This window comes from Streptomyces sp. NPDC007088 (assembly GCF_042869355.1).
Taxonomy (GTDB): Bacteria; Actinomycetota; Actinomycetes; order Streptomycetales; family Streptomycetaceae; genus Streptomyces.
The window spans coordinates 36,399-56,330 of sequence record NZ_JBIAFO010000030.1; the positions used below are offsets into that span (position 1 = coordinate 36,399).

Sequence of the window (19,932 nt, forward strand, 5' to 3'; positions counted from 1 at the left end):
CGGCCCCCGGCGCCCGGACGGGTGGCCGAGGGGTGACCGGAGAGTGACGACGTACGGTTACTGCTGCGCGGTCGCGGGCTCGGCGGAGACCCCGGCGGCCTTCGCGGCGTCCCGGACGGCCCCGGCGACGGCGCCCGCGACCTTGTCGTTGAAAACGCTCGGAATGATGTAGTTGCGGTTCAGCTCGTCGCTGGTGACGACGTCCGCGAGGGCCTCGGCCGCGGCGAGCATCATCTCGGTGTTGACGGTGCGCGACTGGGCGTCCAGGAGCCCGCGGAAGACGCCCGGGAAGACCAGGACGTTGTTGATCTGGTTCGGGAAGTCCGAGCGGCCGGTCGCGACGACGGCGGCGGTCTGGCGGGCCACCGCCGGGTCCACCTCCGGGTCGGGGTTGGCGAGCGCGAAGACGATCGCGTCGTCCGCCATGGCGGCGACGTCGTCGCCGTCCAGGACGTTCGGGGCGGAGACGCCCACGAAGACGTCGGCGCCGCGCACCGCCTCCCGCAGGGTGCCCGTGAGGTTCTCCGGGTTGGTGTTGTCGGCGATCCAGCGCAGCGGGGAGTCGGGGGCCGCGTCCACGAGGTCCTCGCGGCCCGCGTGCACGACACCGTGGATGTCGGCGACCACGGCCCGTTTGACGCCCGCGGCCAGCAGCAGCTTCAGGATGGCCGTACCGGCCGCCCCGGCGCCCGACATGACCACGCGGACGTCCCCAACGTCCTTGCCGACCACGCGCAGCGCGTTGGTGAGCGCGGCGAGCACGACGATCGCGGTGCCGTGCTGGTCGTCGTGGAAGACCGGGATGTCCAGCGCCTCGCGCAGCCGGGCCTCGATCTCGAAGCAGCGGGGCGCGGAGATGTCCTCCAGGTTGATCCCCGCGAAGCCCGGGGCGATGGCCTTGACGATCTCCACGATCGCGTCGGTGTCCTGGGTGTCCAGGCACAGCGGCCACGCGTCGATGCCCGCGAAGCGCTTGAACAGGGCCGCCTTGCCCTCCATGACGGGCAGCGCGGCCTTCGGGCCGATGTTGCCGAGCCCGAGGACGGCCGAGCCGTCGGTGACGACGGCGACGGAGTTGCGCTTGATGGTCAGCCGGCGCGCGTCCTCCGGGTTCTCGGCGATCGCCATGCAGACCCGCGCGACGCCCGGCGTGTAGACCATGGAGAGGTCGTCACGGTTGCGGATGGGGTGCTTGGACTGCATCTCGATCTTGCCGCCGAGGTGCATCAGGAACGTACGGTCGGAGACCTTGCCGAGGGTGACCCCCTCGATCGTGCGCAGTTTGCTGACGATCTCGTCCGCGTGCGCCGTGGAGGACGCGGCGATGGTGACGTCGATACGGAGCAGTTCGTGGCCCGAGGCGGTGACGTCGAGGCCGGTCACCGAGCCCCCCGAGGACTCCACGGCCGTGGTGAGCTGGGAGACCGCGGTTCCGCTCGCGGGCACCTCCAGCCGGACCGTCATCGAGTAGGAGACGCTGGGCGCCGTTGCCATGCCGACTTCCTCTGCTTTCACCTGATGTTTCAGCGCGTCCCACACCCCTGTGCGAGGGGTGGGACGCGCCGGACGTGCCTACCGATGGTCGCACCTACCGATGAGTACGTGGTAGTGCCCTCCGCACAGTCCGGCGGCCGGTCTTCACCGTGGTTGCGACAGTTTTCCCGTTTCCGCTACCCGCATCGCGGAAAAACGATTCCACTCTACGGTACGAGTGACCGGGGTCACCTGATACCCGGCGTCGTACGGCGGAGCGGCGGGAGGCCGGGGATAGCCTGCGCGCATGACGACGCACTCCCCCGCAGGCGGTGTCGCGGGCCCCGTCCGCGAGGTCCGGCTGGACCGGTACCCGGGCGCCGAGGGGGTCACCGAGCGGGACTTCGCCGTCTTCCCGGTGACCGCGCCCGCCTCGCCCGGTCCGGGCGAGGCGCTGGTGGCGCTGCGCCGGCTGGGCATGAACGCGGGACTCGCGAGCCGTATCGGCGGCCCGGACACGGCGTACGGGCCGGGGGTGCGCCTCGGCGACGTACCCGGGAGCGACGCGGTCGTGGAGGTCGTGGCCTCGCGGGACCCCGCGCTGCGCCCCGGGGACCTCGCGGTCGGCAAGGTGCCGTGGCGCACCCGTTCCGTCCTGCCCGCGAGCGCCCTGCGCAAGCTGCCCCCGGACGCGGCGGACCTGGGCCTGGAGTCCTTCCTGACCGTGCTCGGGCATGTCGGGTTCACGGCCTGGACGGGGCTCGTGCGCGTCGGGCGGGTGCGCGAGGGGGAGACCGTGTTCGTGTCGGGCGCGGCCGGCGGGGTCGGGAGCTGCGCGGTGCAGTTCGCGCGGGCGCGGGGGGCGCGGGTGATCGGCTCGGCCGGTTCGGCGCGCAAGCTCGCGCTGCTGACCGGGGTGCTGGGCGCCGAGGCGGCGTTCGACCACCACGAGGGCCCGGCGGCCGACGCGCTGCGCGCGGCCGCCCCGGGGGGAATCGACCTGTTCTTCGACAACGTCGGCGGTGAGCAGCTGGAGGCCGCGCTGGAGGTGCTGCGGTTCCGGGGGCGCGCGGTGCTGTGCGGGGCGGCCTCGCAGTACGCGCGCCGCGAGGTGCGCGGGCCCGCCAACTACGTGCGGATGATCTACCAGGAGCTGACAGTGCGCGGTTTCACGGTCACCGCGCACGAGGAGCTGCGGCCCGCCTTCGAGGAGGAGGTGGGGGCGCTCGTGCGGGACGGGGTGGTGCGCGGCGTGCACACCACGGCGGAGGGCTTCGACGCGGTGCCCGCGGCCTTCGCGGGGACGCTCGCGGGGCGCGGCCTGGGACGCACGATCGTTTCCGTGGACTGAGCGGGGACCGGGGGGCTCGCCGGTCCCCTGGGTTCCCGGCGGGGACCAGAGCGGTCCCGGCGGGGACCGGGGCACGCCGCGCGCGTCAACACGGGCCCGTCAACGCACTGTCCCCGGCCGGGTGAACCGGCCGGGGACAGTGGGACGTCAGCGACACCGGCCCGCCATGCTCGCCTCGCGGCAAGTGGGCGCTCGAAGCGCCTATGGTTGGGCCCGGGGGCTTGGATCGAGCCGGTGCCACCTCCAGGCTAACAAAGGATCCGGGCGAGGCAATTCCCGCGCGCGAGTTCGACCCTGACGGTCACCTTTCCTCCCCGGGATTCCCCCGCGCGAGGGGTTTGCGAGCGGGTTCGTCCTTGACGCGAGGCGGAGCCCGCGCTGGACGGAACGCGGCCGAACCCGGCGGAATGCGACGGATCCCGGTGGACCCCGGCGGAGGCGGAGGGGCCGCTTCTCACTCCTCGGCCGCGTCGACCGCCGCGCGCCACTCCGGGGCGAGGGCGATGCGCCTGAGCCGTCCGGTGTCCAGGGCGGGGACCTCGCGGGTGCCCGGGAGTCCGTAGGCGGCGGCGTTCAGTTCCGTCACGGCGACGCGGAGCCCGTCCGCGCGCAGGGTGTCGACGGTCCACTCGGCCGGCTTCCCGCCTTCGGGGCGGACCCGTCGGCCGACGGTGACGCGCGTGCCGTCCGCCCGCCGGCCGGCCTTCGCGAAGACCTCCTCCATCGCGGCGTCCCCCGGTTTCCACTGCTGCACGGTGACGGCCACCAGGCTCTTTCCGTGGCCGTCGTCCACCGTCACGTGGCCGAAGCCCGTGGTCCCGCCCGCGTCCGCGACGCGCAGGCCCCGCGGCACCCCGTCGCCGATGGCGCGCGCGATGCGGACACCGGAGAGCCGGCCCGGAGTGTGCGCCGCGGTGGAGGGTGCCTTCTCCAGCCGCGCCAGCAGGGGCCGCCAACTGGCCGAGGAGACGAGCTGTTCGAGCCGCCGCCGGGTGAGCGGCGGGTCCTTCCTGGTCGGGGGCGTGCTCTCCCCGGTGGAGTTGATCTCCGTCACGCCGATCCGTGTGCCGTCCCGTGCGGTCCGGAACACCGTCCAGCGCTGGACGCCCGCCGGTCGCGACTCGTCCGCCGGGGAGCGGTCGAAGTCGAGGCGCGCCCCGTCGCCCGTACGCGCGCCCTCGCACCGGCTGTGCGGGTGGTAGGCGGTGTCGGGGCACGCGGAGTAGTCCTCGGGCAGGGGCAGCGGGAGGCGGTCGAGCACGACCGCGATCCGCGCGCGCCCCTTCCCGTCGTCGTAGAGCACGGCGGCGCCGGGCGTCCGGCTCGCGGGCCCCGGCGCCCCGGACGGCCGGGAGGTGCCGCCGGCGGGCAGGAGCCCGGCCAGGTTGGCCACCGCCTCCCGGGGGGCCGGGGCCGCCTCACGCGGTTCCGGGGGCCGGGTGTCCGCTCCCCCGGAGCCGCAGCCGGACAGGAGCGCGGCCACGCACAGGGCGAGCGCCCCGAACGCGGTCGGACTCGCCGTGCGGCGCGGCGGCGACGCGGCGGACGCTCGCTGACGCACGGCGCTCCCCTGGTGATCCTCCCGGGGGCCCTGACCGGGCCCCCTTGACTCGTCCGGCTCAGGGCCGGGTGGCGGCCTCTCGCCCCTCGGCGGTGTCACGGCCGGGCGCGTATCGGGGAGATCGAGTCGTTGCCGGGGCGGCCCAGGGGGTTCCCGGCGCGGGGGCCTCGTACGGGTGCGGGCACGGGAAGGGGTGCGGGCAGGGGTGCGGGCAGGCAGGCGCACTTCGGCCTCCGGGTCACGGGGGTGTGCCTCCTGACGGAGGGTCAGAGAGTCGCCGCCTCCGGGGCTTTCGGCCCCGGAGGCGGTGCGTCCCGTACACGGGCTCCGCCCCCCGGAGGGTTCACTCCGGGCCGTGCGGCGGACCGGGCCGTTCAGTCCCTCAGCAGGTCCGGCACCCCGTACTCGTCGGGGTCGTCGCGTTCACCGGCGACGACGGTGAGCTGCTGGGTGGCGCGGGTCAGCGCGACGTACAGGACGCGCAGTCCGGCCACAGACTCCTCGGCGATCTCGGCGGGCGTGGCGACGAGCGTCGCGTCGTACTCCAGCCCCTTGGCCTCCAGGCTGCCGAGGGCGACGACGCGGTCGCCGAGACCGTCGAGCCAGCGGGCGGCCTCGGCGCGCCGGTTCATCGCGACGACGACGCCGACGGTGCCCTCGACGCGGCCGAGGAGCCGTTCGGCCTCGGCGCGGACGGTCGCGCCGAGGGAGCCGTCCCCGGGGACGACGGCGAAGCGGGGCTCGACGCCGGTGGAGCGGACCGCGCGCGGCGGCTCGCTGCCGGGCATCGCGAGGGCGAGGACGCGGGAGGCGAGATCGGCGACCTCGGAGGGGTTGCGGTAGTTGACGGTGAGCGTGAAGCGGCGGCGCGGGCGGTTGCCGAGGGCCTCGTCGCGGGCCTCGGCGGCCTCGTCGGGGTCGGGCCAGGAGGACTGCGCGGGGTCGCCGACGACCGTCCACGTCGCGTGCCGGCCCCGGCGGCCGATCATGCGCCACTGCATCGGGGTGAGGTCCTGGGCCTCGTCGACGATGACGTGCGTGTACTCGGTGCGTTCCTCGGCGAGGCGTTCCGCGCGTTCGCGGCGGCTCTCCTCGCGGCGCGGCATCAGCTCCTCCAGGCCCGTCAGTTCGTCCAGCGGGTCGTAGTCGCGCGGCTTCCTGCGCGGGCGGGCGGGGGCGCCGAGGATCGCGTTCAGCTCGTCGAGCAGCGCGACGTCGTGCACGGACAGCGGCCCCGCCCCGGTCTCCGGGTCGAGGCGGCGCAGGGAGCGCGCGACGCGCCGCGCCTCGCCCTGGTTGAGGACGCGCCGCGACCAGCGGGCCAGCCGCCGCTCGTCGGCCATGACGGCGAGGACGCGGCGCGGGGTCAGCTCGGGCCACCACGCGTCGAGGAAGGCGGTGAAGGAGTCCTCCGAGGTGATGTCCTCGTCGAAGCCGGAGCGCAGTTCCGCCGCGAGTTCCGGGTCGGTGTGCCGGTTGCCGCCGCCCGAGCGCTCCCACAGGGCGTCCAGGAGGAGTTTGCGGGCGCGGGGGCGCAGCAGGTTGACGGGGGCGGTGCCGCTGAGCGCCAAGCGCCGTACCGCGTCCAGGGCCTGGGCCTCCAGTTCGACGCGGCGGCCGAAGGCGACGACTCGCAGCCGGGTGGGCGTCCGGGCGGGGGCGGTCAGGCCGAGCGAGAGCTGTCCCGCCTCCTCCTCGGCGTCCGGCTCGGGGGCCGGGGGCGCCGGCGGGATCTCCAGGGCGCCGCGCGCGGCCCTGCGCAGGACGGTGAGCATGCGCGCGGAGCCCTTGACCCGGGCGACGGCCGGGGCGTCGTACTCGGTGGCGCCGTCCGGTCCGGCGGACTCGTCGGCGAGGCTGCCGACGGCGCGGATCGCGACCTGTCCCTCCTCGCCGAGCGAGGGCAGGACGCCCTCGGTGTAGGCGACGAGCAGCGGGGTCGGCGAGACGATGAGGATGCCGCCCGCGTAGCGCCTGCGGTCCTGGTACAGCAGGTAGGCGGCGCGGTGCAGGGCGACGGCGGTCTTCCCGGTGCCCGGCCCGCCCTCGACGAGGGTGACGGAGGCGGCGGGCGCGCGGATCACGAGGTCCTGTTCGGCCTGGATGGAGGCGACGATGTCCCGCATGGAGTGACTGCGGGCCTGGCCGAGCGCGGCCATGAGCGCGCCGTCGCCGACCACGGGCAGGGGCTCCCCGTCGAGGCGGGCGGTCAGCTCGGGGCGCATCAGGTCGTCCTCGACGCCCAGGACGCGGCGGCCCTTGGAGCGGATGACGCGCCGCCGCACGACCCGGCCCGGGGCCACCGGCGTGGACCGGTAGAACGGGGCGGCGGCGGGCGCGCGCCAGTCGATGACGAGGGGCGCGTAGTCCGCGTCGAGTACGCCGATGCGCCCGATGTGCAGGGTCTCGGCGATGTCGGCGGTGTCGTCCGGACGGATGGCGTCCTCGGCGGGTTCGACGGAGGTGAAGGCGCCGTCGGGGCCCTTCTTGCCGTCCTTGCCCGCGAGCAGGTCGATGCGCCCGAACAGGAAGTCCTCGAACTCGTTGTTGAGCCGGTTGAGGTGGATACCGGCCCGGAACACCTGTGCGTCGCGTTCCGCGAGCGCCCCCGGTGTGCCGACATGGCCGAGCTGAGCGGCGTCCCGCATCAGGAACTCCGCCTCGTCGATCTTCTCGACGAGACGCCGGTAGGCCCGGTCCAGATGCTGTTGTTCTACGCCGATCTCGTGGTCGCGTACGTCGGCCACCGAGGCCCCCTTCTCACGTGCTCTGAGCAGCCGTCCACCGTACGCGAAGCCCGGGGGCCCCGTGCACGCGCCGTGCCTGTGGAGAGGGGGGCGAGGGGGCGGGCGGTTCAGGCCGGGGCGTGGGCGGCGGCGCGGCGCCGGTGGCGGGCGACGCGTTCCCGGTTGCCGCAGGTCTGGCTGGAGCACCAGCGGCGGCGCCGGCCGCGCGAGGTGTCGAGGTAGACGAGGGGGCAGTTGTCGCCCGCGCAGCGCCGCAGCCCGGAGCGGGCCCGGGGGTCGGTGAGCAGGTCCAGGGCGTCCCGTGCGACGGCGGCGAGCAGCGCGGCGCAGCCGGGGTCGGCGTGCAGGGCCCGGACGAGCCGGCCCTCGGCGGTGCGCAGGGCGCGGGGCGCGGGGGGTGCGGCGAGGGCGGCGGCGTTGACGTGGGCGAGGGAGCGGGCGGCGGGCCGCCCGTCGAGTTCCCCGCGCACGAGGTGCCCGACGTGGGCGCGCAACTCGCGGAAGGCGTGCAGCCAGGGCGTACCGGCCTCGGCGAGCGGGGTGCCGGGCGGGACGAGCCCGGCACCCAGGCACCAGGAGCGGAGCCGGTCGACGCCGTCGATCCGCTCCACCGGATGCGTGGTGGCCAGCAGATCGAGGCAGATCCGGCCCGCGTCGAAACGGAGGGGGGTGTGGGGGTACGGAAGTCCGGCCGCGCTCATGAACGGGTCACCGCCTGGTGGGGTCGAAGGGGCCACCCTCCAATGTGCCTGGCGCTGCGCGCGGCGTGTAGTCCCTTGACGCGGTGCGGCCGTGTCCCGAATCGGCCCGCGGCCGTGTCCTCAAACGCCGGACGGGCTTGATTCTCCCCGGCGACCACCATCCGCCCAGACCGGTCCGGCGCCTGAGGACGAGGCCGACAATCAAGCCCGCCCAACGCCTGAGGGCGAGGCCACAGGCCAATAATCAAGCCCGTGCGGCGCTTGAGGACGAGGCCAATAATCAAGCCCGTCCGGCGCTTGAGGACAAGGCCGCAGGCCAATAATCAAGCCCGTCCGGCGCTTGAGGACGAGGGAGGCGAAGCCGACCGATCGCCTCGCCCCCCTACTCGCTCTCTCCCGGATCCACCGCGAGCCGGTACCCCCGCTTGACCACGGTCTGGACCAGCGCCGGGTCGCCCAGCGCCCCCCGCAGCCGGGCCATCGCCGTCTCCACCGCGTGCTCGTCGGTGCCCGATCCCGGCAGGCTCCGCAGGAGGTCGGCGCGGGAGACGACGTGGCCGGGCCGGCGGGCGAGTACCCGCAGCAGGGCCATTCCCGCGGGCGGCGGGACCCGCAGCTCCCCGTCGAGCAGGACCGCGTGCCCCCGTACCTCCAACCGCTTGCCCGAGACGGCCAGCACCCGGGCCCGGGACGGCAGTTCACCGCACAGGAGCTGAACGAGGGGGCCGGTCCTGAAGCGTTCGGGCTGGACGGTCGCGACCCCGTGCGCCTGGAGCGGCTGCGCCGTGACCGGCCCGACGCACGCGGCCAGCACCCCGTCCCGGAACGCGTCCAGCAGGGCCGGGAGTTGACCCCGCGCCTCGGCCCGCTGGAGCAGGGAGGCGGCGGCCGGCGCGCTCGTGAACGGCAGCGCGTCCACCGCCCCGGCGAGGGTCGCGTCGAGCAGGCGGTCGAGGGGGGCCAGGTCCTCGGGCTCCGTCCACCGGTACACCGGTACGCCCACGACCTCGGCCCCCGCCTCCCGCAGCGCCTCCACGAAGCCGGTCAGCGGCTCGCCGTGGAGCTGCACCGCGATCCGTCGTCCTTCGACGCCCTCGGTGAGCAGCCGGTCGAGGACCTCGGCCATCGACTCGGAGACCGGGGACCACTCCTCGCTGAGCCCGGCGGCGCGCAGCGCCCCCTTGACCTTCGGTCCGCGCGCGAGCAGACGCGTCCCGCCGAGCACGGTCCGCAGCTCCTCGCCCAGGCCCCAGCCCTCGGCCGCCTCGACCCAGCCGCGGAAGCCGATCGCGGTGGTCGCGACGACGAGGTCGGGGTGGGACGCGAGCAGTCGCCCGGTGGCGTCGCGGAGTTCGCTGTCGTCGGCGAGGGGGACGGTCCGCAGGGCCGGGGCGTGCAGGACCTGCGCGCCGCGCCGCTCCAGCAGCGCCCCCAGCTCCTCCGCCCGGCGGGCGGCGGTCACCCCGACCGTGAACCCCGCGAGGGGGCCGTACTGCTGCTCGCTGCTCATCGCTGTTCGTCCCGCGCTCGTCGAGTCTTCCCCGCGCGCCGAGGTACGGCGCGGTCGGCCGAGCCTGCCAAGGACAGATGACAGACCCGGTTCCACGGTATTCCGCCGAGGTTACGGAAGTGATCGCGCCCTGCCCCGTACGGGTTTGGGCCCGGCCCAGCGGGCGGGGCGGCGGCCGGGCGGGCCCGCGAAGGTATACGGCCCCGGGTGCGGGGTGCGCACCCGGCGTAGCGGCCGGGAACGAGCCGGAGGGCGCCGGCCGCCGTCCGGGCGCCCGGGGTCCGCTCAGTCGCGGGCCTCCCGTGCGCGCTCCTCGCGCCCGGCACCACGCCCCTCGTCGCGCCCCTCGTCGCGGCGCTTGTCCCGCCCCTTGTCCCGTCCGTCCGGCCACAGGCGCGGGCGGCGACGCGCGGCGAGGTCCTCTACCCAGCCGACGAGCACGATCACGAGGGCGATGAGCGGCCACACCAGGAGGAACATCCAGAAGGAGTACGTCTCACCGAGCAGCGTCCCCACCGCCCCGTCGGCGAACGGCAGCCGCCACGCGAGGTCGATCACCGGCACGGTCGCCATGATGAGCAGGTTGTGCCACAGGTAGATGGTCACCGCCCGGTTGTTGCTGAGCGTCACGAACCGGTCGAACCGGGCCAGCCTCCCGGGCAGTCGCCGCCAGGACGGCGCGTACTGGAGCAGGATGACCACGAACCCGAAGGACCACAGGGCCTGCGCGAGCGGGATGTCGTTGAGGTCGAGCCCGTCCTCCCCGGGGTGGCCGGCCGCCCACCACAGCCCCAGGGCCATGAGGAAGGCGGAGAGGGAGACCGCGAGATAGCGCGGCACCTTCGCGAGCATCCCCTCCTGGTACGCCATGCCGAGCACCCAGCAACTCCCGTACTGCGCGAAGTCGGTGACCGCGAGCCCCGTCTCCCCGGGGAGCGTCACCAGGGAGGTGCCGAGCAGCGCGGTGAGCGCCAGGGGGGCGAGCAGCGTCGCCCAGGGCAGCCGGCGCAGGGCCCTGAGCAGCAGCGGGGAGGCGATCACGAACCACAGGTACGCACGGATGTACCACAGCGGCCCGGCCGCCTCGTCGGGCCAGGCGGACTCCAGCCAGCCGCTCTCGGAGCCGAGCCCCCCGGGGTAGGGCGGGGCGCCGACCGGTACGAGGTAGGCGGCCAGCCGCAGCCACCAGCCGAGGGCCTCCCCGCGCGGCGCGCGCCACCCCGCGTACAGCATCATCGGGACGACGAGGGCGGCGAACACCCAGACGGGCGGCAGCAGTCGGCGCAGCCTGCCCCGGATCACGCCGAGCGCGGGCCGGGCCAGGGAGCGCGCCATGAGCGAACCGGCCAGGGCGAACATGACGCCCATGGACGGGAAGACGACGCTCAGCCAGGCGTAGCCGAAGACGTGGTAGAAGACGACGCGCACGAGGGCGAGGCAGCGCAGCAGATCGAGGTAGCGGTCACGGCCGGGCCGGGTGGGCGCGCTCGGCGGTCCGGGGTCCCGGCGGGACAGCGGCGCGGTGTCCGTGGCTCCCGGGCGGGCCGCGGCGGCGTGGGGCGGTGGGGCGCCTCCCACGTTCCCGTACGGCGGGGGCGGGGTCCGTGGTGCGCGGCTCATCCGACCGGCCTCCGTTCCTGGGCGCGGACGTCGTCCGCGCCGGTCCGTCCGGGTTTCCCGGGCGCGGGCCGGGGGGTACCGGTGGCGTCGAGAATCCCGGTGCGGCGCAGTTTCTGCCAGCGCAGCCGGCCGCCGGTCAGCGCGGTGATCCAGGACTGGAGCAGGACGACGTACATGAGCTGCCGGTACAGGATCTGCTGGAGCGGCAGCGACACGAGGTGCGTCATGCGTTCCCGGTCGAGCCGGAACGCGTAGGCGGCGCACACCACTTGGAGCGCGAGGACGCCGAACCAGGCGCCCAGCGTCCGCGCGGTGGGCCCGAAGACGAGCCCGTACACCAGGAAGACGTCGATGAGCGGGGCGAGCAGCGGGGCCAGCACCATGAACAGGGACACGAGTGGCAGCCCGACGCGGCCGAAGCGTCCCGAGGCGCCCCGGTCGAGGAGGGCGCCGCGGTGCTTCCAGATCGCCTGCATCGTGCCGTAGCTCCAGCGGTAGCGCTGCGACCAGAGCTGCCGCACGGTCTCGGGCGCCTCGGTCCAGGCGCGGGCCCTCTCGGCGTACACGACGCGCCAGCCGTCGCGGTGGATCGCCATGGTGATGTCGGTGTCCTCGGCGAGGGTGTCCTCGCTCATCCCGCCGACCCGCCGCAGCGCCGACATCCGGAACGCGCCGACGGCGCCGGGGATGGTCGGCATGCAGCGCAGCACGTCGTACATGCGCCGGTCCAGGTTGAAGCCCATGACGTACTCGATGTGCTGCCAGGCGCCGATCATCGAGTCCCGGTTGCCGACCTTCGCGTTCCCGGCGACGGCGCCGACGCGCGGGTCCGCGAAGGGCTGGACGAGTTCCCGTACCGTCGCGGGCTCGAAGACGGTGTCGCCGTCCATCATGACGACGATCTCGTGACGGGCGTGCGCGATGCCGTTGTTGAGGGCGGCGGGCTTGCCCGCGTTGCGCTGCCGCACGACGCGGACCTCCGGCAGTCCCAGCCGCTCCACGATGCCGGCGGTGTCGTCGCCGGACCCGTCGTCGATCACGACGACCTCGACGGGGTGGTCGCTCTTCGTCAGCGAGGTGACCGTCGCGACGATGCACTTGGCCTCGTTGTACGCCGGTACCAGCACCGTCACGGGTTCGGTGACCTCCGGGCCCCAGCGGAAGCCGCGCCGGCGCACCTTGCGGGAGTGCGCGAAGGACAGCACGAGCATGAGCACGAAGCGGCCGATGACGAGGCTGCCGGTGACGGCGAGACCGACGACGAGCACGGAGGTCAACCGGTCGGAGGCGGCCACCAGCCACACCCAGGCCCTGCCCTTCCACAGCTCGGGCCCGGCGACCGGGGCGAGCGCGCTGGGCGCGTCCAGGGCCTCCGTGAGGTTGCTGAACCGGTAGCCCTGCGCCTGGAGTCGGGGCAGGTAGCGGTCGAGTGCGGCGAGGGTCTGGGCGCGGTCGCCGCCCGAGTCGTGCATGAGGACGACGGCGCCCTTGCCGTCCTTCGGTGTCGCGTTGCGGATGATCGTGCCGACGCCGGGCCGCTTCCAGTCCTCACTGTCGTAGTCGTTGACGACGGTGAGGTAGCCGCGCTCCCCGACGTACCGGGTGACGGGCCAGGACTTGTCGTCCATCGCGTCGGCGAACGAGGAGTACGGGGGCCGGAACAGCGAGGTGCGCACCCCGGCGGCGCCCGCGAGGGCGAGCTGGTTCTGCGACAGCTCCCAGTCGATACGGGTCTTCGACTGGTAGGAGAGATCGGGGTGGTTGAAGGTGTGCAGTCCCACCTCGTGCCCCTCCTCGACCATGCGGCGCACCAGCCCGGGGTAGCGCGAGGCCATGGTGCCGGTGACGAAGAAGGTGCCGTGCGCGTGGTGCTTCTTGAGCACGTCGAGGACCTTGGGCGTCCACTCGGGGTCGGGACCGTCGTCGAAGGTGAGGACGAGTTGGTGCCCGGGTATCCGCAGCGACTTGGCCTGTCCTGCCCGGGTGTCGATGACGGGCCCGCCGTCGGTGATCCGCTCGGGCACCCGGTCGGTCGGGGCCTCGGGGCGGACGCGGTGGTCGGCCATGATCTCGCTGTGCACGTAGCCGCGCAGCATGAGCATCGCGAGGACCGCGAAGAGGAAGAGGACGGGGAGCAGGTAGCGCAGCGGGAGGCCCCGGCGGCGTGGGCGTTTCCGGGGCGGCCGGGGCCGGGGCCGGGGAACTCCGGAGCGGGTGTGCGCTGCCCGCGAGCGGTTGGTCATGAGCGGATGAGCCCTTCCGGGGCCTGGCGGCCGGCCCGTCCGGGCGGCCGGAGTTCCGACGGGGAACGAGAGACGGGGAACGGGAGACGGGGAAACGAGAACGGGGAGGGAGCGCGCGAAGAAGAGGGTGACGAGCGACGAGCGGGGCGCGGGGCGCGGGAGAGTGTCAACTGCGCTCTCGGAGCGGCCGGTTCAACGCCCGCACGGAGGCGGAGACGGCGCCGGCGCCGGCGCGGTGGCCGTGGCCGGCGGGGACGGCGCCAGTCCCGCGTCGCGGCCCCGCTCGACCAGCGCCGTTCGCCCTCCGGTCGCCGCTCACCTCCGCGACGTCACGGCTACGGAGAAGACGTCACGGCTACGGAGAAGGAGAGCGAGGCGGGCGCGGCGGACGGGGAGGGCGAGGCGGACACGTCGGGCCGGGGGCTGCCGCCGCCGCGCCCCTCGGGGCTGCCCGGCCCCCCGGGGTCGCCGGTACCGCCATCGGCGTCCTGCGTGCCCGAGGGCTCGGGGAGCGGGCTCTCGCCGCCGGTCTGCGGGACGGTGCCGCCGCCCGGCTCCCCGGCGGGCGGGCCGCTCGGTTCGCCGCCGCCGGTCTCGGTGCCGCCGCCCGGCTCGGGGCCGGTGCCGCCCGTGCCGGTGCCCGGCTCGGTTCCGCCGGTCCCGGAGCCCGGGTCGCCGGTGCCCGCGCCGGGGTCGCCCCCGCCCGGTCCGGGATCGGGCCTGGTGCCGCCGCCTCCGGTCCCACCGGCCCCGGTGCCGGGCGTCTGACCGGCCGGGCCCCCCGCCGAACCCGTACCGCTACCGGAGTCGCCGCCCTTTCCGGGGGCGGGGGTGCTCCCGCTGGAGCCCTTGCCGGGCCGCGCCGAGGCGCCGGGCCTCGGCGCGTCCCCCGGGGCCTCGGGGAGGCGGACGCCCACGGCGGCGTCCTCCCCGGGCAGGGCCGGTACGGCGAGGCCGGGCGCGGCGCCCGCGACCGGCAGGCCCGTGGCGCCGGGGGCGGGAGCCGCCGCCCCGTCGTTCACACCCTCGGCACCCCCGGCGCCCTCGGCCGGTCCGGGCACGGTCTTCACCGTGCCCGCCGGCCGGTCCTTGACGGGTCCCGGCAACGGCAGCCACGGAGCGTGCGCGTTGCCGGACAGCAGGGTCGCGACGATCACGACCGCGTAGACCCCGCAGGCCACGCCGAGCAGCAGGCCGATCCGGCGGTAGCGCCTGCCGCGCCGCCCCGAGGAGTCCACGAAGACCGGCCCCTCAAGACCGGCGGAACCGGCGACCGCCGGGTCCCGCGCGGGCGGTTCCCCCACCCTGCGCCCGAGTCCGTCGAGCTGGACGGTCACCTCGTGCGGCTCATGACTGCGCCCGGTTGAGGCGTCTTCTCGCCAGGTTTCCACGTGTGCGCACTTCCCCCATGGTGGCTGTAACGGGTGCGCAGGCGATCCGGGCGCCGCCTCAGGCCGGACCGGGCCCCCACCCGGTCCGAGCGCCCCCCATTTGTCCTACTGCGCCCGGGGAAGCAAAGTAGCGCAGCGAAGAATGGTCATACGACGTTTTCCGCCCGACTCACCATGATGAGTGCGTCTTTGGTCGGAAGCCATGCGGAATCCGCTCGAATAAGCCATGATTCCTCGCTCGCCAGATCACGGGCGGCGCGGCGCAGCGCGTCGAGCGCGGGGTCCCGTCTCCCTCTGCGCCAGACCAGGGACACGGGAGAGAGCGGTACGGGCTCCACGAGCGGCCGGCACACGGTGCCCGTCATGGCCGGGAATCCGCGCACGGCGAGCACCGGGCACCTCCGCTTGGCCATGATCCGGACGAACTCGGCCTCCCCGACGGCGAGTGGGGCGGGCGGGGCGAGCAGGACGCCGTCCTCCTCGCGGGCACGGCCACGGCCCCGACGTTGATCACGGCGATGACCCGGGTCCAGCACCGCACCCCGCCGGGCCGCCTGAACGAGGGCATGACCCTCGCGGTCACCGCGATCCTGACCGGCTCGGCGACCGGCTCGGCCCTGTCCGGCCTCGTCGCCGACCACCTCACCCCTTCCCTCGGCTACGGCATCGCGGTGGCGGGGGCGGCGGGGGCTTGGGGGGGTGGCCGCACCGAGACGATAGAGGGCGCCGACAACGCGGCCCGGCTCCGCGAGCTACGCCCGCCCCCGCACCCAGGCCGCCAACTCCCGCGCCAGCGCCGCCGAGGCTCCGCCCAGGTGGACGAGCGGGCGGTTCTCGAAGCCGGGGAAGTCGCCCCGCAGCGAGGGGAGCGTGATCCCCGCGAGTTTCAGCGCCTCAGCGAGGTCCCTGGCGGCGAGGTCACCCTCGCGGAGGGCCTCGTCACCGCTCGGACCGGGACGCCCGGTCGCGTCCGTGCCCGGCCCCGACCGCGAACCGTACACACTCGGCCGTACGTGGCTGTCGTCCATCACTCATCTCTCTTCTCGACGTCAAACGGGCAGATGCGGGGTTTTGCCGGGCACGGCGAGGACGAAGTACACGGCCTTGCCGGGCGCCGCGCCCCGTACTCCCCACTCGTCCGCGAGCGTGTCGACGAGGAACAGCCCCCGCCCGCCCGGCTCGGGTTCACCGCTCCCCTCGTGACGCATCGACGGGATGCCGTTCCCCTGATCGACGACCGTCACCGTGAAGGCCGCCCCCGACAGCTCGCACGTCACCCGGCAGTCGTCTCCGCCGTCCGCGTGCAGCACGGCGTTGGTGACCAGCTCACTCGCGAGCAGTTCGGCCGTGTCCGCGAGGCCGGCGTCGAGCCCCCACCCCAGCGCGCAGTACCGGTCGGCTCGACGGGCCGGAGGGACGGACTCCTCGACAGCGGGACAACGAAGTTCCTGTCTGCTCTTCCACACCAGGGACGCACCTCTCGGTGTGTGACGCGTGCCGTCAGCCCCAAGGCGTCCGGACGCACCACGCGGCGGCATCACACATCGCCACCACTCATGACTTTGCGTGACCAACGGACATCAACGTAGTCGTGCATATACCCTCCTTGCAAGTCCCTGATTGATGGATACCCCAGGAGAGTTGCTTGCGGCGCAGGTGAGCAACCGGGCAAACTGACGCGACACACCTTCAGGGAGCGTGATGGGCCAGACGATCAGGAGCCGCCGGCTGGGTTCGGACCTGCGGCAGATGCGGCGCGGGCTGAACCTGACGGCCGAGGCGGTCGCCGAGGAACTCGGCTTCTCCCAGTCGAAGATGAGCCGGATAGAAAAGGGCGAGGTCCGCGTCTCCCGCACCGACCTCAAGGCCCTGCTCGCGCTCTACGGCGTCACCGACGAACGGCAGGTGGCCGCCTACGTGGAGACCGCCAAGGACGCGCGCCAGCAGGGCTGGTGGATCGCCTACGAGGACGCGTTGCCGCGCGAGTACCGGGACTTCATCGAGCTGGAGGGCGCGGCGACGGGAATCCGGTCGTTTGAGGGCATGGTTGTGCCGGGCCTCCTCCAGACCCCCGACTACATCCGGCACATCACCGCAGCTTCGCCCGCGATCCTGCCTCCTGGTCACGCCGACTCCCTCATCAAGGCGCGGCAGGAACGTCAGATGATCCTGGAGGCGGAAGAGCCACCACGCTTCTGGGGCATCGTGACGGAGGGGGCCCTACGGCAGTTGGTCGGCGGGCGTGACGTCATGGTCGAGCAACTCCGCCACCTCAAAAGGATGATGGAACGCAACAACGTCACCCTCCAGGTCCTCCCCTTCGAGGCGGGCGCGCACGCCGGCTCACACAGTGCGTACGTCATCTTCGACTTCCCGGCAGACGCCAGCATCACCTGCGTGGCGAACCTGACTGGAACGTTGTTCATGGACAAGCCAAGCGAGATCGCGGCGTTCTCCGGAGCGTTCGATAATCTGCGGGCAAGCGCCCTGAGCCCCGCCGACTCCTACGCCCGCATCACGGCCGTCATGGACGAGTTGCGTCAAGAACAGACAGACAAGAGGTCGTCACCATGAGCAACCCCACCGTCGTGGGCCCCTTCGTCAAGGCCGCCGCGAGCGGTCCCCAGGACAACTGCGTCGAGGTGGCCCCGCTGTCCGACGGCGGACGCGCGATCCGCGACAGCAAGCGCAGGACCGGCCCGCTCCTCCTCGTCACCCGCACCGGCTGGGACACCTTCACCGACAGCCTCAACGGCGGCGACCTCGGCTGAAACGGCCAAGCACCGGGTCCGGGCCCCTCGGGGCCCGGACCATTTTGCTTCACCGGCTCCGACACCGGTGGCAGGGGCGGACGACCACGCGATCCGGACGGCCGTCGTAGGGGACGCCGAATACCCGACCACCGGCCAGCCGCTCTCGCTGCGGACGACGAACGGGTACGAGGCGTACTACATCGTGGACGGCATCGGGAACCCGGTGCAGTTCATCAACCAGTCCACCGTCCAGTCCACCGTCTACGACTACGACCCCCACGGCGCCGTCCAGACGACCAAGGAGACCGGCACGGCGGGCGCTCAGAACCCCTACCGGTTCGTCGGCGGCACCTACGACCGCACCACCGGCTATGTGAAGTACGGCCAGCGCCGGTACGACCCCACCACCGGCCGCTTCACCACCCAGGACAAGTACAGCTTCCTCGCCAACCGGGGCGCGGGAACCGCTACGCCTATGCGGGCGACGACCCGATCAACAACATTGACCCCAATGGAAGTTCATTCTTGGGGAAGGCGACCGATGCCTTCGGAAAGATCAGCGACGCCATGGACTATGGCGAGCTGGCCGGTCAGGTGATTACGGGAGATCGGAAAGGTGCTGCAGTAACGGAAACTGGAATCTGGCCAGTCGCAGTTACCGAGGTCGCTTGCGAGGCCGGCCTCGCTGCACTTTCCGTACCCACCGCCGGGACTGCAGGTGTTGTGGGGCAGGCAGGCTGCGCCGCAGCTTCCTATTACGTCGGGGACTGGGCGGAAGGGCAAGCTGGAAGAATCTATAGGATAGGGGTAAAGCATGCCGCATGGCGAAACTCTTGCTCGCGGGGTTGTAGGCCCTGATCTGCCGGGATGGGTGATCATTCCCATAGTGGCCGTATTGCTCGGTGTCGTGCTTTACAGTGTGGTGCGGAAGAAACGACGCTGATTGTCGCAGGGCGGCAGAGGGTGGCATCCCCTCTGCCGCTATGTCGGTTGGAACCACTTTTCCGTGAGCTATTCATGCGCGCCCCTCAAGCCGGTCCACATTAGTTTCGAATGAGCTGTGGGCAACGCCGTTGAAGGTGCCTGCGTGGTCAGCGGTCGCCTTTCTCCACCGTGCGAAGCGGAAAGGTCCGGGCCCCGAAGGGCCCGGACCGTTTTGCTTCACCGGCTCCGACACCGGCGGCAGGGGCGGACGACCACGCGATCCGGACGGCCGTCGTAAGGGACGCCGGATCACTGGTCTCCGACCGGCTGAACAACGATCCTTCTCGCCTCCTGGCCGGTCGTCCAAGGCACGATCAGAGCACTAGCTTCGGCTGCGCAGCATCGGCATCAGCAGCCCGTGGGTCTCCTCGTCAGCGGCGACCACAAGCCCACGACCCGTCTCACCGGTCGGGGCACCGTCGATGCCGGTGACAACGCAGCCAGCAGCTCGGCACAGAGCGATGCCGGCCGCGAAATGCACGCTCCTGGCGAGGTCACCGCCATCGGTGACATACGCGGCGCGTTTGCCGGAAGCCACCCAGGCAAGCGCCAGCGTCGTGGATACGACACGCGGCCGGAAAAGCTCGACGAACTCGGGGCGGGCCAGCAGATCCACGGCCCGGAAGCCCGGCGCGCCTGGGAACGGGGGATCCAGGTTGACGTCCACCAATCGGGTAGACGGCGTGGGCGTCAGCAAGGCGTCGTCGGCCCCGTCACGCCGCACCCAGGCGGTTTCCCCGTCGGTGAGGAAAACCTCGCCGCTGAACGGGTCGGCCACGGCCGCCGCCCCACCGCGCAACGCCACATTGACGGCCACCAGCATGGTGCCGACGGCGTAGTTCAGCGTGCCGCACAGGGGGTCCACCAACCACTGGCGCACAGCGTCGGCTGCACCATGCTGCCCGCATTCCTCTCCGAGCACCGCATCATCGGGCCGTGCGGCCCGGATGACGCCGAGGATCGCCTTCTCTGCCTCCACATCGGCGGCAGTGGCGAAGTCCCCGGCACCCTTGTCGATGCGGCTGAGCCGCTGGCCGTACATCTTGCGGACCACGTCCGCGCCGGCCCGCGCCGCGGCTGTCGCGACCGCGGCGTCGTCGGAGCTCGTACATGGGTCGATCATGGCGTGCAGACTATCGAGGCGAAGCTACCGCCCCGGCGGGGCCATCTCGGTCAGGGGCGTGCTCGCTGCTTCTGTGGCGGCCGGCCGCGTCGTAGGTGTGACCGGTGGGCGTGATCTGGTTGACCGCGTCGTACGCCAGGGACTGGTCCGTCGTGCCGTCGGAGGACGTCTTGCGGTTGCCGCGGGCGTCGTAGCCGTAGGTGTACGTCCTGCCACCCCCGTCGGACACGACGTTCGTCAGCCAATTCGCTTTGTCGTACGTGTACTTCGTGGCCTTGCCCGAAAGATCGCCCTTACTCCACCGGGTCGAGGTCCGGTTGTCGGCCTTCGTCGTGGAGCAGAGCACGACAGAAAGCCGTGGGGGGGGGGCCCCCCGGGGGGGGGGGGGCCCCCGGGGGGGGGGGGGGGGTGGGGGTGGGGGGGGGGGGCCCCCCGCCCCCCCCCGGGGCCCCCCCCGCGGGCCCCCGCCCCCCCC

Annotated in this window: 16 protein-coding genes and 1 pseudogene; 5 read left to right on the top strand and 12 right to left on the bottom strand. The window is 73.3% G+C overall.

Annotated elements, in window-relative coordinates; translation table 11 throughout:
• Positions 1–57: 57 nt before the first annotated feature.
• Positions 58–1,494 (bottom strand): NAD-dependent malic enzyme, encoded by a 1,437-nt coding sequence (locus ACFYMP_RS30025; protein ID WP_388863432.1) that lies wholly within the window; start codon positions 1,492–1,494, stop codon positions 58–60.
• A gap of 286 nt (positions 1,495–1,780) precedes the next feature.
• Here ACFYMP_RS30025 and ACFYMP_RS30030 point away from each other — a divergent pair, with 286 nt between their 5' ends.
• Positions 1,781–2,824, top strand: a complete 1,044-nt coding sequence (locus tag ACFYMP_RS30030) for a zinc-binding dehydrogenase (protein WP_388863434.1) — start codon at positions 1,781–1,783, stop codon at positions 2,822–2,824.
• A 454-nt stretch (positions 2,825–3,278) separates the two neighbouring features.
• On the opposite strand, the gene ACFYMP_RS30035 is transcribed toward ACFYMP_RS30030, so the two are convergent.
• The 7 genes from ACFYMP_RS30035 to ACFYMP_RS30065 form a co-directional block, all read right to left on the bottom strand.
• Positions 3,279–4,385 carry a hypothetical protein gene (locus ACFYMP_RS30035; RefSeq protein WP_388863436.1) on the bottom strand — a complete coding sequence of 369 codons (1,107 nt, stop codon included), beginning with the start codon at positions 4,383–4,385 and terminating at the stop codon, positions 3,279–3,281.
• Positions 4,386–4,759: 374 nt separating this feature from the next.
• On the bottom strand, positions 4,760–7,132 hold the full coding sequence (locus ACFYMP_RS30040; protein WP_388863438.1) for a HelD family protein: 2,373 nt from the start codon (positions 7,130–7,132) through the stop codon (positions 4,760–4,762).
• Between the two features lie 107 nt (positions 7,133–7,239).
• The gene (locus ACFYMP_RS30045; protein WP_388863440.1) at positions 7,240–7,833 is read right to left on the bottom strand and encodes a CGNR zinc finger domain-containing protein; all 594 of its coding nucleotides are present in this window, start codon (positions 7,831–7,833) and stop codon (positions 7,240–7,242) included.
• A 382-nt stretch (positions 7,834–8,215) separates the two neighbouring features.
• Entirely contained in the window at positions 8,216–9,343 is a 1,128-nt protein-coding gene (locus ACFYMP_RS30050; protein WP_388863442.1) for a uroporphyrinogen-III synthase, read from the bottom strand.
• 285 nt (positions 9,344–9,628) lie between these two features.
• The gene (locus tag ACFYMP_RS30055) at positions 9,629–10,963 is read right to left on the bottom strand and encodes an acyltransferase (protein WP_388863444.1); all 1,335 of its coding nucleotides are present in this window, start codon (positions 10,961–10,963) and stop codon (positions 9,629–9,631) included.
• Positions 10,960–13,206 (bottom strand): polysaccharide deacetylase family protein, encoded by a 2,247-nt coding sequence (locus ACFYMP_RS30060; RefSeq protein WP_388863446.1) that lies wholly within the window; start codon positions 13,204–13,206, stop codon positions 10,960–10,962. The genes ACFYMP_RS30055 and ACFYMP_RS30060 overlap by 4 nt, the downstream gene beginning before the upstream one ends.
• 335 nt (positions 13,207–13,541) lie before the next feature.
• Positions 13,542–14,543, bottom strand: a complete 1,002-nt coding sequence (locus ACFYMP_RS30065) for a translation initiation factor IF-2 (protein ID WP_388863448.1) — start codon at positions 14,541–14,543, stop codon at positions 13,542–13,544.
• 524 nt (positions 14,544–15,067) lie between these two features.
• On the opposite strand from ACFYMP_RS30065, the pseudogene ACFYMP_RS30070 reads away from it, so the two are divergent.
• Positions 15,068–15,289 (top strand): annotated as a pseudogene (locus ACFYMP_RS30070) (MFS transporter); the annotation flags it as partial.
• 60 nt (positions 15,290–15,349) lie between these two features.
• Here the strand turns inward: ACFYMP_RS30070 and ACFYMP_RS30075 are convergent.
• Together ACFYMP_RS30075 and ACFYMP_RS30080 are read right to left on the bottom strand one after the other, a co-directional pair.
• Positions 15,350–15,625: a hypothetical protein gene (locus tag ACFYMP_RS30075; RefSeq protein WP_388863450.1), complete on the bottom strand. Its 276-nt coding sequence runs from the start codon at positions 15,623–15,625 to the stop codon at positions 15,350–15,352.
• A 21-nt stretch (positions 15,626–15,646) separates the two neighbouring features.
• Positions 15,647–16,063, bottom strand: coding sequence for an ATP-binding protein (locus ACFYMP_RS30080; protein ID WP_388863452.1), 417 nt, complete (start codon positions 16,061–16,063; stop codon positions 15,647–15,649).
• Positions 16,064–16,298: 235 nt separating this feature from the next.
• Here ACFYMP_RS30080 and ACFYMP_RS30085 point away from each other — a divergent pair, with 235 nt between their 5' ends.
• From ACFYMP_RS30085 to ACFYMP_RS30095, 3 genes are all read left to right on the top strand, one after another.
• The gene (locus ACFYMP_RS30085) at positions 16,299–17,171 is read left to right on the top strand and encodes a helix-turn-helix domain-containing protein (RefSeq protein WP_388863454.1); all 873 of its coding nucleotides are present in this window, start codon (positions 16,299–16,301) and stop codon (positions 17,169–17,171) included.
• Entirely contained in the window at positions 17,168–17,368 is a 201-nt protein-coding gene (locus ACFYMP_RS30090; RefSeq protein ID WP_388863456.1) for a DUF397 domain-containing protein, read from the top strand. Before ACFYMP_RS30085 ends, ACFYMP_RS30090 begins: the two co-directional genes overlap by 4 nt.
• A gap of 67 nt (positions 17,369–17,435) precedes the next feature.
• The gene (locus ACFYMP_RS30095; RefSeq protein ID WP_388863458.1) at positions 17,436–17,948 is read left to right on the top strand and encodes an RHS repeat-associated core domain-containing protein; all 513 of its coding nucleotides are present in this window, start codon (positions 17,436–17,438) and stop codon (positions 17,946–17,948) included.
• A gap of 708 nt (positions 17,949–18,656) precedes the next feature.
• On the opposite strand, the gene ACFYMP_RS30100 is transcribed toward ACFYMP_RS30095, so the two are convergent.
• Both ACFYMP_RS30100 and ACFYMP_RS30105 read right to left on the bottom strand, forming a co-directional pair.
• The gene (locus ACFYMP_RS30100; RefSeq protein WP_388863460.1) at positions 18,657–19,457 is read right to left on the bottom strand and encodes an inositol monophosphatase family protein; all 801 of its coding nucleotides are present in this window, start codon (positions 19,455–19,457) and stop codon (positions 18,657–18,659) included.
• Positions 19,458–19,467: 10 nt separating this feature from the next.
• A complete protein-coding gene (locus ACFYMP_RS30105; RefSeq protein WP_388863462.1) occupies positions 19,468–19,803 on the bottom strand; it encodes a hypothetical protein in 336 nt (111 codons plus the stop codon).
• Between the last annotated feature and the right edge of the window lie 129 nt (positions 19,804–19,932).

Coding starts and splice junctions, on each gene's coding strand:
- ACFYMP_RS30090 (WP_388863456.1), top strand. CDS start 17,168: ATGAGCAACCCCACCGTCGTGGGCCCCTTCGTCAAGGCCGCCGCGAGC.
- ACFYMP_RS30100 (WP_388863460.1), bottom strand. CDS start 19,457: ATGATCGACCCATGTACGAGCTCCGACGACGCCGCGGTCGCGACAGCC.
- ACFYMP_RS30085 (WP_388863454.1), top strand. CDS start 16,299: ATGGGCCAGACGATCAGGAGCCGCCGGCTGGGTTCGGACCTGCGGCAG.
- ACFYMP_RS30025 (WP_388863432.1), bottom strand. CDS start 1,494: ATGGCAACGGCGCCCAGCGTCTCCTACTCGATGACGGTCCGGCTGGAG.
- ACFYMP_RS30075 (WP_388863450.1), bottom strand. CDS start 15,625: ATGGACGACAGCCACGTACGGCCGAGTGTGTACGGTTCGCGGTCGGGG.
- ACFYMP_RS30045 (WP_388863440.1), bottom strand. CDS start 7,833: ATGAGCGCGGCCGGACTTCCGTACCCCCACACCCCCCTCCGTTTCGAC.
- ACFYMP_RS30060 (WP_388863446.1), bottom strand. CDS start 13,206: ATGACCAACCGCTCGCGGGCAGCGCACACCCGCTCCGGAGTTCCCCGG.
- ACFYMP_RS30055 (WP_388863444.1), bottom strand. CDS start 10,963: ATGAGCCGCGCACCACGGACCCCGCCCCCGCCGTACGGGAACGTGGGA.
- ACFYMP_RS30030 (WP_388863434.1), top strand. CDS start 1,781: ATGACGACGCACTCCCCCGCAGGCGGTGTCGCGGGCCCCGTCCGCGAG.
- ACFYMP_RS30050 (WP_388863442.1), bottom strand. CDS start 9,343: ATGAGCAGCGAGCAGCAGTACGGCCCCCTCGCGGGGTTCACGGTCGGG.